8 protein-coding genes are annotated in these 13,670 nt (G+C 43.8%); 5 read left to right on the forward strand and 3 right to left on the reverse strand.

The genetic code is table 11. The features are described from left to right. Positions 1–139: 139 nt before the first annotated feature. Positions 140–1,825: a transglutaminase-like domain-containing protein gene (locus AACX33_RS01645; protein WP_193997590.1), complete on the reverse strand. Its 1,686-nt coding sequence runs from the start codon at positions 1,823–1,825 to the stop codon at positions 140–142. A 283-nt stretch (positions 1,826–2,108) separates the two neighbouring features. Here AACX33_RS01645 and AACX33_RS01650 point away from each other — a divergent pair, with 283 nt between their 5' ends. Beyond that, positions 2,109–4,991, forward strand: coding sequence for a cation-translocating P-type ATPase (locus AACX33_RS01650; protein WP_193997589.1), 2,883 nt, complete (start codon positions 2,109–2,111; stop codon positions 4,989–4,991). Positions 4,992–5,234: 243 nt separating this feature from the next. Beyond that, positions 5,235–6,365: a DNA replication/repair protein RecF gene (gene recF, locus AACX33_RS01655; RefSeq protein ID WP_193997588.1), complete on the forward strand. Its 1,131-nt coding sequence runs from the start codon at positions 5,235–5,237 to the stop codon at positions 6,363–6,365. Between the two features lie 253 nt (positions 6,366–6,618). On the opposite strand, the gene AACX33_RS01660 is transcribed toward recF, so the two are convergent. Continuing rightward, positions 6,619–7,068 carry an MgtC/SapB family protein gene (locus tag AACX33_RS01660; protein ID WP_193998010.1) on the reverse strand — a complete coding sequence of 150 codons (450 nt, stop codon included), beginning with the start codon at positions 7,066–7,068 and terminating at the stop codon, positions 6,619–6,621. A 281-nt stretch (positions 7,069–7,349) separates the two neighbouring features. Between AACX33_RS01660 and AACX33_RS01665 the strand changes: the two genes are divergently transcribed. The 3 genes from AACX33_RS01665 to AACX33_RS01675 all read left to right on the forward strand — a co-directional run bounded on the left by AACX33_RS01665 (position 7,350) and on the right by AACX33_RS01675 (position 11,841). Continuing rightward, positions 7,350–9,704 (forward strand): putative PEP-binding protein, encoded by a 2,355-nt coding sequence (locus AACX33_RS01665; protein WP_193997587.1) that lies wholly within the window; start codon positions 7,350–7,352, stop codon positions 9,702–9,704. Positions 9,705–9,921: 217 nt separating this feature from the next. Continuing rightward, entirely contained in the window at positions 9,922–10,176 is a 255-nt protein-coding gene (locus AACX33_RS01670) for a DUF4212 domain-containing protein (protein WP_193997586.1), read from the forward strand. 9 nt (positions 10,177–10,185) lie between these two features. Continuing rightward, entirely contained in the window at positions 10,186–11,841 is a 1,656-nt protein-coding gene (locus AACX33_RS01675; protein ID WP_193997585.1) for a VC_2705 family sodium/solute symporter, read from the forward strand. Between the two features lie 420 nt (positions 11,842–12,261). On the opposite strand, the gene AACX33_RS01680 is transcribed toward AACX33_RS01675, so the two are convergent. After that, positions 12,262–13,425 (reverse strand): baeRF3 domain-containing protein, encoded by a 1,164-nt coding sequence (locus tag AACX33_RS01680; RefSeq protein ID WP_193997584.1) that lies wholly within the window; start codon positions 13,423–13,425, stop codon positions 12,262–12,264. Positions 13,426–13,670 lie beyond the last annotated feature (245 nt).

Raw genomic sequence — 13,670 nt, forward strand, 5'->3', positions numbered from 1 at the left:
CGGGTGGGGACACCCATCCCACAACAAAATTGGGAATCTTGTTTATTGCCAATGACTAATGACCAATGACCAATGACCAATGACTAATGACCAATGACCAATGACCAATGACCAATGACCAATGACTAATGACCAATGACTAATGACTAAACGGCGGTAATTCTTTAAGAATTGTAAAGCGGATGTGATTAATTGCCAAGTCACCTAGAGGGATGTCATCTTTCGTCAGCCTTTTACCTTGACTACTTAAGGTTTCAAAAGTTATGCCTTTACCAATTTCAATGTGATACCAGGATAAACCCATAAAAAAGCGTGTGGGGTATGGGCCATTGTTTCCCAAATCATCAGGATTAGATTCCATTGGTAACCAACCAAAACCGGGGATGTAGAACTCTAACCACACATGGTTAAAGTCTGGTTGCAATGGAACTCCTTGATGTTCGCTATGGGGAGGACATTTATATCTACCCACTGTGCGGCAGGGAATGCCATTTAAACGGCATAAAGCTAGTAAAACACCAACATACTCGCCACAGGAACCAACACCCCGTTCTAAGACCAAATCTGGGGTGTCAATGTGGGGTTTAATGCCATAGGATAATTCATCGTAAACGTAGTTGCGGATGTTGTACATTTTCCGCAGCAGATTGGTTTCTGAACCAATGGCTTCACTAGCAGCACGGCGCACAATGTCAGTATCCATTGCCAAGTCGTCGTCATCTACTAGGTAGCGACTTTGAAATTCTGGTGAGATTTCGGGAGCGTTTTCTACATCTTTTGGGGTGATGCGATACTTAATTCCGCGAACTTCTAACAGGGCTTTCCAGCCAAATATATGTCTTTCGCCGGGAGTGAGGGCATCAAATTTAAATACTGCCACACGTTGCCCATCGATGACTTCTTCGGTAAAAGGAATACCAATAGGTTCAATGTGTTTCAACTTTTGGCGTTCAGTTTCTGAGGGTAGGGCAATGCGCCATTCTACATCGGGCAAATATACCTCGTCTAAGGGAGCTATTTCCTCGGCGTAGGACATTTCAATCAGATAGCCGTTAGATAGGGCGTATTGTTTATCTGCCTCGTGATGGTAATCGAGGGGATGAATAAATGTGCGATCGCGATATGTTAGTTCATGACTGGGATCAGCATTGGGATTATCCCGGATATAAGGCTCATCTGAGGCATAAGCGATGAATAGGGTGTCTTTGCCTGTCTCTTGATTTTGATGTAAGGCTATCCCTGTGGGAAATTCAAATGGTGTTAAGACGCTGAATTTAAGTTCTCCAGTGGCTCTGTCCATAGCATAGACTGTTTGTTCTGTGCGATCGCAAACCCAAAGAGTATCAAGGCTGACTGCCAAATTTTCCACCCCTACTCCAGGTGCATAAAACCTGGTAATTTCTTTACGCGTATTGCCATCAAAAATCAGAATACAGCCGAGTTTTTGGCAGCTCACGTAAATTGTGGATTCCCACACAGCAACGCCATCAGCCGGATAAGGCAAAGTCACAAAATGCTCTAAAGCCAAAGACGAGAGTTTGGACAGATAAACACTATTTTCACGCGTTACCCAGAGAGCATCTGACCACACGGCAAGACCTTTGACATCGCGAAATTCCCTGACTTGGTTGGGATTTCGGATTGTGCTGTTATCAGAGGTGGGATCAATCTCTAGTAAATGCCCCTTAATACTATCAATGGCTAGCAGTGTATCTTTGATGAAAGCAATGCCACAAAGAGTTGCAGCTGTTAACGGTCGAATTGTTCTTTGACCAAACATTTGGCTGGTAGTCAAACTAGGAAGTGCAAAACTAATATTAAGCATATTTATTCACCGGTTTAGCACGCCTAAGATTAATTTTGGTATATGTTGATGACCAAAATTGTCGCTTTTAGAGTTGCGTTCATCAATATACTGTGTTAAATACGACGATTTAGCCCAGAAACACATAGACGATAAGCCAAAAAAGTTAGTAAATTTCACCGTAGTACATAGACATTTAAGTCACACCACTGGGGGAAAATTCTGAATGTAACTTTAGTTGATACTTTTCCGGTCATCTCTAAATTATGATCGAATTCTATAACCATTTTCTGTGACATACACAATGTCTGCTAATTCTTTCCCTGTTCGCATACCGTCAAATTCAGAAGAAGATACTGCCGATTGGCATAGTTTGGAAGTTAATAAAGCACTAAACCTGCTTGCTAGTGACGCAGACAGTGGCTTAACACCCGAAGATGTGCGGCAACGTTTGGAAAAATACGGTGCCAATGAACTAAAAGAAAGTAACGGTCGCAGTTCTTGGGAAATTCTGCTAGATCAGTTCAAGAACATTATGTTATTGATGCTGATTGCCGTAGCTTTGATTTCTGGGTTTTTAGACTTCCTGGCTTGGCAAGCGGGAGAATTAAAGCCTGGGGAAGTGCCATTTAAAGATACGATCGCCATTATGGCAATTGTAGTTCTGAATGGCGTACTGGGCTATGTCCAAGAAACTCGTGCCGAAAAAGCTTTAGCAGCCTTGAAACAAATGACCTCTCCCTTAGTGCGAGTTCTCCGTAGCACCAAGTTGATGGAGATAGCCGCCAAGGAATTGGTACCGGGAGATGTGATGCTGCTGGAAGCGGGAATGCAGATAGCCGCAGATGGACGCTTGATTGAACAGTCGAATTTACAAGTGCGGGAATCGGCACTCACAGGTGAAGCGGAGGCTGTCAACAAACAGGCTAATTTAATCTTACCCGCAGAAACATCATTGGGCGATCGCCTGAATGTAGTCTTTCAAGCTACGGAAGTCGTCCAAGGACGCGCCAAGGTGCTAGTCACTAACACTGGAATGCAAACGGAAATTGGTAAAATTGCCACCATGTTGCAGTCAGTGGAAAACGAGCCGACACCTTTGCAGCAGCGCATGACTCAGCTAGGTAATGTCCTAGTTACAGGTTCTTTGGTTCTTGTAGCCATTGTCGTTGTCGGCGGCATCATTCAAGCCAGAGGTTTCAGCAACATCCGAGAACTTTTAGAAGTTTCCTTGAGTATGGCGGTGGCTGTAGTTCCAGAGGGTTTACCTGCTGTGATTACCGTCACCTTGGCACTGGGAACTCAGCGCATGGTACGCCACAACGCCTTGATTCGCAAGCTACCAGCGGTGGAAACCTTGGGTTCTGTAACGACGATATGTTCTGATAAAACTGGCACATTGACCCAAAATAAAATGGTGGTGCAGTCAGTTTATGCCAATAACCATGTTTTTCGCGTCACCGGAGAAGGTTATGCACCCACAGGTGATTTTCAGTTAGATAATCAAACTATCCTTGTGGAAGATTATCCCGAAATTTCCGCAATACTTGTTGCATCTGCCGTTTGTAATGATGCGGTGCTGCAAAAAGAACAAGGCGAATGGGCAATTTTAGGAGATCCCACAGAAGGTTCATTGGTCACTGTGGCGGGAAAAGCTGGAATTGAAAAAGACCAATGGAGTAGCAAATTACCCCGTGTGAGCGAGTTTCCCTTTGACTCGGAACGCAAGCGGATGAGTGTGATTTGTCAGGTAGAGGAAGTCGCCACAGGTGAAGCATCTGTAAAGGCTGTTGACCCGGTAATTGCTGGCTTTATTCAGTCTGAACCTTATTTAATGTTTACCAAAGGTTCCCCAGAATTAACTTTGGCACGTTGTACTCAGATTCATTTGGGTAATCACTCCGTCCCATTCACCGACGATCAACGCGCTGAAATTTTGGCAGAAAATGACCGCATGGCTAGTCAAGGTTTGCGGGTGCTGGGTTTGGCTTACAAACCTCTGCTAGAAATCCCTCCAGCCGGGTCGGATGAGATATCTGAGGTAAATTTGGTTTGGTTGGGCTTAGTCGGGATGCTAGATGCCCCTCGTCCAGAAGTGAAGGCAGCAGTCCAAGAGTCTCGCAACGCCGGAATCCGCCCGATCATGATTACAGGCGACCACCAGCTAACTGCACGAGCGATCGCCATTGAATTGGGCATAGCTCAAGTAGGTGATAGAGTTCTTACAGGTCAAGAATTGCAGCATCTAAGTGACCAGGAATTAGAGCAACAAGTTGACTTAGTGAGTATCTACGCCAGAGTCTCCCCAGAACACAAACTGCGAATCGTCAAAGCCTTACAACGTCGGGGTAAATGTGTCGCCATGACCGGCGATGGTGTCAATGATGCGCCAGCCCTGAAACAAGCTGATATCGGTATTGCAATGGGTATTACTGGTACTGATGTCAGTAAAGAAGCCAGTGACATGGTGTTACTCGATGACAACTTTACAACCATTGTGGCGGCGACAAAAGAAGGCAGAGTGGTTTACACTAATATTCGCCGCTTTATTAAATACATTCTCGGTAGTAACGTGGGCGAAGTTCTCACCATTGCCGCAGCGCCACTGTTGGGACTGGGAGGCGTTCCCCTGACACCATTACAAATTCTCTGGATGAATTTAGTAACAGACGGTTTACCAGCTTTGGCCTTAGCTGTGGAACCCCCGGAACCAGATGTGATGAAGCGTCCGCCTTTTAGTCCCCACGAAAGTATTTTTGCTAGGGGGTTAGGTTCTTACATTATTCGCATGGGAATTATCTTTGCTGTGATTACCATTATTTTGATGGTATGGGCATACAATCATTGCAAAATTCCGGTTGAAGGACTTGACCCAGAACGCTGGAAGACAATGGTATTTACTTCCTTGTGTATCGCTCAGATGGGTCATGCGATCGCCATTCGTTCTAATAACAAACTGACTATAGAGATGAATCCCTTCTCTAATATGTTTGTCTTGGGGGCTGTAGTTGTGACGACGATTTTGCAGCTGATGCTAATTTACGTCCCACCCCTGAGAGCTTTCTTTGGAACTCATTGGTTACCTCCCACAGAGTTGGCTATTTGTTGTGGTTTCAGTGCTTTGATGTTTGTTTGGATTGAATTGGAAAAGCTTTTCTTGCGCTTGACAGGTAGAACGAGTGTGTAGAAAAGAGTAGGGAGTGGGGGAAGAAGCAGGGGTGCAGGGAGCAGGGTGCAGGGGGGAGAAGAGGTAGGAGTGCAGGGGTGCAGGGAGCAGGGTGCAGGGGGGAGAAGAGGTAGGAGTGCAGGGTGCAGGGGTGAAGTTTTTTCCCAATGACCAATGACCAATGACTAATGACCAATGACTAAAGTATTTTAGATTGCAGTCTAATCCAAAATCTAAAATCTAAAATCTAAAATTGATTGACCAATGTACTTAAAAAACCTCCACCTGAGACAATTTCGGAATTACCAAGACCAGAAGGTTGAGTTTACTGCTGCTAAAACAATTCTGGTGGGTAATAATGCTCAGGGAAAATCTAATTTATTGGAGGCGGTGGAGTTGTTGGCGACATTGCGATCGCATCGGATGGGGCGCGTCACGGATTTTATTCAAAAAGGACAGGATATAGCTCAAATTAATGCCACTCTGGAACGAGAAAATGGTACCAGTGATTTGGCTTTAACTCTCCGCCACAATGGTCGCCGTAGCGTGGCGATTAATGGCGAATCTGTGCGCCGACAAATGGATTTTTTGGGTGTACTCAATGCTGTACAGTTTTCTAGCTTGGATTTAGACTTAGTACGCGGTGGCCCTGATGTCCGTCGGAATTGGCTAGATACACTGTTAATTCAACTCGAACCAATTTATGCTCACATTTTGCAGCAATACAACCAAGTATTACGCCAACGCAACGCTTTTTTAAAGAACATTCAAGACGCGCACCCCCCTAGTACAGATGGGATGAATCCCCTCTCAACACTTGCCATCTGGGATGCTCAGTTAGTTACCATTGGTACCAAGGTAATTAGAAGACGCGATCGCGCAATTCAAAGACTGGCTCCCATCGCTGCTGCTTGGCACGCTAGTATTAGTGGTAGTACAGAAGTTTTGCAAATCAATTATCTGCCTAGTGTACCGTTGGCAGAAATCCATCCAGAAGAAATCCAGTCAGCTTTTTTAGCCAAAATTCAACAACGAGCTGCGGCTGAACTCTACCGCGGTACAACCCTGGTTGGACCTCATCGCGACGAAGTAGAATTAATCATTAATCAAACCCCGGCTCGTCAATACGGTTCTCAAGGTCAACAACGAACTTTAGTATTAGCCCTAAAATTAGCCGAATTACAACTCATTGAACAAGTCGTCCAAGAGCCACCCCTGCTATTGCTGGATGATGTTCTCGCTGAATTAGACCCATTCCGCCAAAATCAATTACTTGATGCCATTCAAGACCGATTTCAAACCCTAATTACAACCACTCACCTCAGCTCTTTTGATGCCCAGTGGTTGGATTCCTCGCAAATTCTGTATGTGAAGTCAGGGGAAATAGTATCGTAACTGCGGACTGGGAAGAGGCAGGGGGGGAGAAGAGGCAGGGGAGCAGGGAGCAGGGAGCAGGGGGGAAAAATTGTGACTTCCCAATGACTACAGCACTTCCTTCTGCTATGAGGTACACATAGCGGGCAAGATGCCCGCACCACAAGAGTTTTATCATTAATATCTGTACCTTATAATACCGGGAACTGCTGTAATGACCAATGACCAATGACTAATGACTAATGACTAATGACTAATGACTAATGACTAAAATTTATTCTAATTTTTTAAATATGTTGAGAACTACGAAAGTTAAGACAGCACCAATTAATCCTAACTGCCACAAACCACACCCAGCAGCCATACCCAAACCAGCCGAAACCCAAATAGATGCAGCTGATGTCAGTCCGTGAATTTTAATTTTCTGTGATTCTTCGGAAGATTGGCGCATAATTTCCCCAGCCCCCAGAAATCCCACGCCAGTTGCAACACCTTGGATAACCCGGCTCAGTGCATCAGGATTCATCAGTGGTAAGGCTGCTTGCAGAGGTATAATTATAAATACTGCTGCGCCAAAACTTACTAACATATGAGTTCTCAAACCAGCTGGCTTATGCTTGAATTGGCGCTCTATGCCGATGATTGCCCCGATCAGCAAAGCGAGACATAGCCTAAATATGAGATTCAGTGAATCATCCGGTGTAAGGTAGTAGGTGTTTAACAATTTTGGGTCTGGGAAAAATACTATCACCTACATTACCTGAATTAACTGTGTTTTGAATGTGAAAAATAGTTATCTGGTAACGTTCTAATTCAAATTGCTAGATTTCACAATAAACTGAATAATTGAAGGAACCCTAGCCTTTAAGCAATCACTCTTATTGCTGTAATTAAATGTAAATTGCCGACGATCTTCATGGCAGGTTTTCAGGAGATGATATCTGAAAATATACCGGGAGGAAAGACGCGTAGAGACAAATATATAACTGACAACTAACAAATTGAGTGGATAAACTCTACTGGCTTGACCAAATTAAACTGCAAGACCGCGCTCAGGTAGGTGACAAAGCATACTACTTGAGTAAAATTATGCAGCGTGGCTATCCGGTGGTACCTGGTTTTGTCGTTTCAGCAGAAATGTTGCGACAATTTCTCGCGACTCTCAATAGTACGTCCGCTTTAGTAGCAGATTTACCTTATTCTTCTTTGCACCTAGATGTAGCTAATTGGCGACAACTCCAGCAGGTAGCTGGCCGCTTACGTCAGGAAATCATCACAGGGACAGTACCACCGCAGTGGGTAAATAAAATTTTCACCGCAGCCAGAGAATGGCAAAGTAGTTATCTGATTTTGCGCCCCAGCATGGCTTTATCGGCGATCGCACCTGGGGGAGGAAATACATCTGGGTTGTTGGATGCAATTTTTTGTCGCTGCGATGAAGAAGCGATCGCCTTAGCATTGAAACGCACTTGGAGTCAGTTATTTCGGGCTAGGAGTCTACTGTATTGGCGGCGGGTGGGAGTTAACCTGCAACAAGTTAATTTAGCGGTGTTGGTACAACCAATGGAGAATGCGATCGCTAGTGGTCTTCTTCATGCTCATTCTTCAGGGTGGACAATAGAAGCCACTAAGGGATTAGGAGTAGCCATTTCCCAAGGCGATGTCCTACCGGATGTCTATTACATCCAACCAGAAACAGGAGTAATCCTAGAGCGACATCTAGGCAATAAAATGTTGGCTTATGGCTTTGATGATCCCGCAACTGTGGATTTACCCAAGTTAGTCGTCACAGCAGATAATACTGATATAGTGACTTATATACTTCAAGAAGCCCAACAAAAGCAATACGCTTTATCAGAAGAATATCTGCAAAAAGTCATCACTCTGGGGAATCAACTTGTGAGTGAAATAGGAAGTAATTTTACTATTAAATGGACTATCTCTGATCAAATACCAGATGCCAATCTCTACTTAACTCAAGTTAGCTCTCCTCAATCTACAATTCCCAATTTACAGTTCATCAAAGGTATAGGGGCATCAGGGGGACGTTTGACAGCAAAAGCTCACGTAATTACCGATACCCACAAACAACCAGGACAAATACACAAAGGAGTCATTTTAGTAGCAGTAACTATTGCTCCAGAGTGGTTACCTTTTTTACAAGAAGTTGCGGGGATTATCACGGAGCGGGGAGGATTAACTAGCCATGCGGCAATTCTAGCCAGAGAATTAGGTATTCCCGCCGTAGTTAGTGCCGGAGATGCCACAGTATTGATTCAAAACGGGGAGCGGCTGCTTGTGGATGGCGATCGCGGCGAGGTTTATCGGATCAGAACAGACAAAGCAGCAGAGGGAGAAACTCAAGAACTAAATTCCCCAGAGCCAAGCATTACCCAATCTCTCCATCCTCCTGTCGAGCCTCACTTACCAATGATTTCTACCCAGTTGCTAGTTAACCTGAGTCAGCCCAGATTAATCGAGCCAGCGCAAATTTTACCAGTGGATGGAGTGGGATTGTTGCGCTCAGAATTAATGTTACTCAACATCCTGGAAGGACAACATCCCCATAGTTGGCTTGTCAGTGGTCGTCAAGCAGAATTGTTAGAAAAATGGACTGAGCAGATTATCCGGTTTACTCGTGCTTTTGCGCCGCGACCTGTTTTTTATCGTTCTTTGGATTGGCGATCGCATGAGTTACCATCAGGGCTACATCATCAACATTCTGTGCAGAATTCATCCCCGGACGATTCCTTGGGAGGGCTTAACTATCGCGGGACATTCAGTTATGTATGCAATCCCGCAGTTTTTGAGTTGGAACTCACAGCCTTAGCCACTGTGCAGAAAGCTGGATACAGCAATGTTAATTTATTGTTGCCTTTTGTTCGCAGTGTGGCAGAGTTTTCTTTTTGTCGGGACAAAGTTGAGCAAGCTGGTTTAACTCAAGTACCACAGTTTCAACTGTGGATGATGGCGGAAGTGCCAAGTGTGCTATTTTTACTCCCAGAATATGTCAAAGCAGGTGTAGCGGGGATTTCCATTGGCACAAATGACCTAACTCAATTACTGTTAGGTGTAGATCGAGAACAAGGACAGATTACCAGAGTATTGAATGAACGTCATCCGGCGGTAATGGGTGCGATCGCACAACTGATTCAAATGGCGAAAACTGCGGGTATACCTTGTTCAATCTGCGGTCAAGCACCAGCAATCTATCCAGAAATCATTGATCAATTGGTGCAATGGGGGATTACTTCTATTTCCGTAGAACCCGAAGCAGTGGAAAGGACATATAAAGCGATCGCTCGTGCTGAACAACGTTTAATTTTAGCCGCCGCCAGAAACCAAATAGGCATAACATAGTCCGTCGTAGACATCACTTGTATCCAGTTTCGCCCCTACAATTGAGCGCAATCTGGTTTTTTGTCACCCTGTTGCACGCGCTGAATTTCCAGATACTTTATGTTATTTTTACTACCTAGTTTCCATAAGATTTACTAAGAATAAAAAAATTCACAGAATTAGACAGGATAATAGCGGCTTCTTGATATTATTCTGGATGCACTGACTATAAACAACAATGGATGAAGATCAGCGTCGTTCTTACTGGCGTGCTAATACTACTTTAATTCGTAATCTTTTAATTGTCTGGGCATTGGTTTCTATAGTATTCAGTATTTTGCTGGTTCAACCATTAAACGGGATACGTTTTTTCGGCGTACCCTTTGGCTTTTGGATGGCACAGCAGGGATCAATCCTGGTATTTGTGGCTTTGATTTTCATTTATGCCTTTCAAATGGACAAGTTAGACCGCAAATATAATATCAAGAAGTGAGGGAAAACTGTGTCAGTTGAAATTTGGACTATTTTGTTGGTTGGACTCTCCTTCCTTGGCTACATTTATATTGGTTGGCAATCACGAGTTAAAGATAGTAAAGACTTTTTCATCGCCGGACAGGGGATACCCTCCATTGCTAATGGTGCAGCCACGGCAGCTGACTGGATGTCAGCCGCTTCGTTTATTTCAATGGCGGGGCTGATTTCTTTTTTGGGATATGACGGTTCTATTTATTTGATGGGTTGGACTGGTGGCTATGTGCTGTTGGCATTGCTGTTGGCTCCTTACCTCCGGAAATTTGGTAAATATACAGTCCCCGATTTTGTAGGCGATCGCTACTATTCAAATGTGGCTCGTTTAGTAGCAGTAGTTGCAGCTATTTTCATCTCCCTCACTTATGTGGCTGGGCAAATGCGGGGCGTGGGCATTGTTTTCAGCCGTTTCCTCCAAGTTGACATCAATACAGGTGTGATCATCGGCATGGTGATCGTTGGCTTTTTTGCCGTGTTAGGAGGGATGAAAGGCATTACCTGGACACAGGTAGCACAGTACTTTGTGTTAATTTTTGCTTATTTAATTCCAGCAATTGCGATCGCCTGGCAACTCACAGGTAATCCTATTCCCCAATTAGCATTTACCTTCAGCGATGTTGCCGACAAACTCAATCAAATCCAAGTTGATTTAGGGTTTCAGGAGTATACCAAGCCATTTGTCAACAAGTCCATGCTTGATGTGCTGTTTACAACTGTGGCCTTAATGGTCGGTACTGCTGGCTTACCCCATATTATTGTCCGGTTTTACACAGTCCCAAGTGTACGGGCAGCCCGTTTTTCTGCTGGTTGGGCATTGTTATTTATAGCGATTCTTTATACTACAGCTCCTGCGATCGCGATGTTTGCCCGCTATAACCTGATCAATTCTCTGCACAATCAGACCGTTGCAGAAGTGCAGCAGCTTGACTGGGCGACTAAGTGGGAAAAAACTGGACTGCTAGCCTTTGATGACAAAAATCAAGATGGTCGTCTTCAGTTGACCCCAAGTAAAGACACTAACGAAATTACAATTGATCGGGATATCATCGTCCTTTCTACTCCAGAAGTAGCTAAATTAGCTCCTTGGGTAGTTGGCTTAGTCGCAGCTGGTGGATTAGCAGCAGCTTTGTCTACAGCATCAGGTCTATTGCTGGTAATTTCCAGTTCTGTCGCCCACGATATCTATTACCGCATCATCGATCCCACGGCCTCCGAACAAAAACGGGTGTTTTTCGGGCGGATTATGGTGGGTTTGTCCCTAGTTCTGGCCGGCTACTTTGGGGTGAACCCGCCAGGATTTGTAAGTGAAGTCGTGGCTTTTGCTTTCGGTTTAGCTGCTGCTAGCTTTTTCCCCGTAATTATCTTGGGGATTTTCGACAAGCGCACCAATTCTGAAGGGGCAATATCTGGGATGTTGACTGGTTTAATTTTTACCATAGTCTACATTATCGGCGTTAAGTTTGGGGGTATGCAACCTTGGTTTTTTGGGGTTTCTCCAGAAGGAATTGGCACTCTAGGTATGCTGATTAACTTTGTAGTTACCTTAGTAGTTTCTCGCCTCACCCCACCCCCTCCGGCTGAAATTCAAGCAATGGTGGAAGACCTCCGCAGCCCAGTTATTGAAGAATGAGTACATTCTTAACAGCCAACAAAATGGTGAAAAATTTGCTGTTAAATGTCGATATCTGACTGTAAAACATAGGTGTTGTATATAGTTCAATACAGTTCAGTTAAGCAATTTTTTCCTTCTCTTTCTTTTCTCTCTGTGTCCTCTGTGTCCTCTGCGGTTCGTTAAAAAAAATAAAGTTAGCCTTAACTGAACCGTATTGGTATATAGTTGGTTTCACTTTATCTCGACTTTATCCATTTTTTTGGCAACTCGATTGGTATCGCTGAAACCTTTGTGGGGTAGGTGTTGTAATTTTGGGATTTCATCGATAATCAGTGATATGGAAAAAGTATTTGCCAAAAAGCCAAGGGTTTTGCCGGATAAATAAACCGAGTTCTTAATTTTGGATAAAGTCGAGCTTATACAACACCACAAAAACTATCAATAACGGAAAATAGCTGCTACTGGTGTGCCATTTGGCATTTGTTTTGATTCAACCGTGTACACTTTACCACCGTTGATAAATGTTTGAATGGCGGCAAAATCTAACATATCTTCATCATCTGGCTCTGGTTCTGAGTGTAAATCGACAGTCATGGTATCTGGATCAAATTTACCCCAAATTTGCATATCTATTGGCACAAACATCGAATCAACCCTGTGGCAATAAGTAGCTGATACAATTTCTTTAATATCACTAGAAGCTGTACCAGTCCCAGCTAGTTGCTGATAAAGCGCCATTGCTGACTGCTGATTTTGATGAAATAAAGGTTCGACTATGGGCCAAGCTTGCCGATGCAATTGTTCCTGTTTCATCTCTGCGGGGTTACCAGTAATACCTGATTCAACAAAATAAGGATAGGTATTTGCCTCTTGATAAATCGGGAACAGATACTCAACACCCATCAACAGTAAAGGCGCATTTTGCCCCCGGATTTTCTCGTGTACCGCCCGATCAACAGCGTGACAAAATTGTAAGATATCTTCTTGACGTTTATCTGTGTCGGGACTTCCCTGACCATGAAATTCGCCTGGCTGTTGAAATGGATTAGCGGTTCCTCCTCTAGATGTAGCAATCCGATGTTGCACCCCTTTTTGAATATCATCTTCTAAGAGAGCTTCATCCATACTCCGAGGCATATTTTCTACTTCCACTTCATTGAGGCTGTAGCCCGTTCCCTCAAAAAATTTGATATCCTTTTGACTTAGAGCTAAGAGATAAAACTTGCCATCACTATTGATTAAATGTAGCAATGGCTTAAGATGGAACCTGTCGCCAACAACTACCAATTCTTGAAACTCCATTGGCAGACAGTAATAGCGAAACATCTGGGGAGAAATAAAAATTGCTAATCCGTTGTTTTGGTTTTGCCAGAAATCTGTTGTATCAAGTTCCTTCGCTGGTTGGAGAAAATCTACCGCCTCAGTGTGGCGCATCCCCATCGCATCCAAACGTTCTTCAGCTTCACGGATTAAGTTTTTCAAACGAATTGGGTTTTGGCGAATTTCTGGCCCAGCCTTTTGCATAGGCATATATAAAGAAACACAAGGGCTTTGAGAATTATCAACTAAAGTTTTGAGTTCATCATGGGATAATATCGTCATATTATTGAACTCCTATCAATTAAAACTAAACAAGCTAATTTCATTTCACCGCAGGTTTGATGAAATTTCATCTTGCTTTTGACAAGAAATCACCTCCTACATACACCATTCTTTAGATAGATAAACAGGTAGTTTTCAAGATGAATAGTGATACCAATTTAATATAAATATGCATAAATAGAATTTAAGCAGAAATCCAGTTCCTCTCCTCGCTTGCGGGGAGGGGTTAGGGGTGGAGTCGAAAT

Source organism: Nodularia sp. LEGE 04288 (genome assembly GCF_963896525.1).
Lineage (GTDB): Bacteria > Cyanobacteriota > Cyanobacteriia > Cyanobacteriales > Nostocaceae > Nodularia.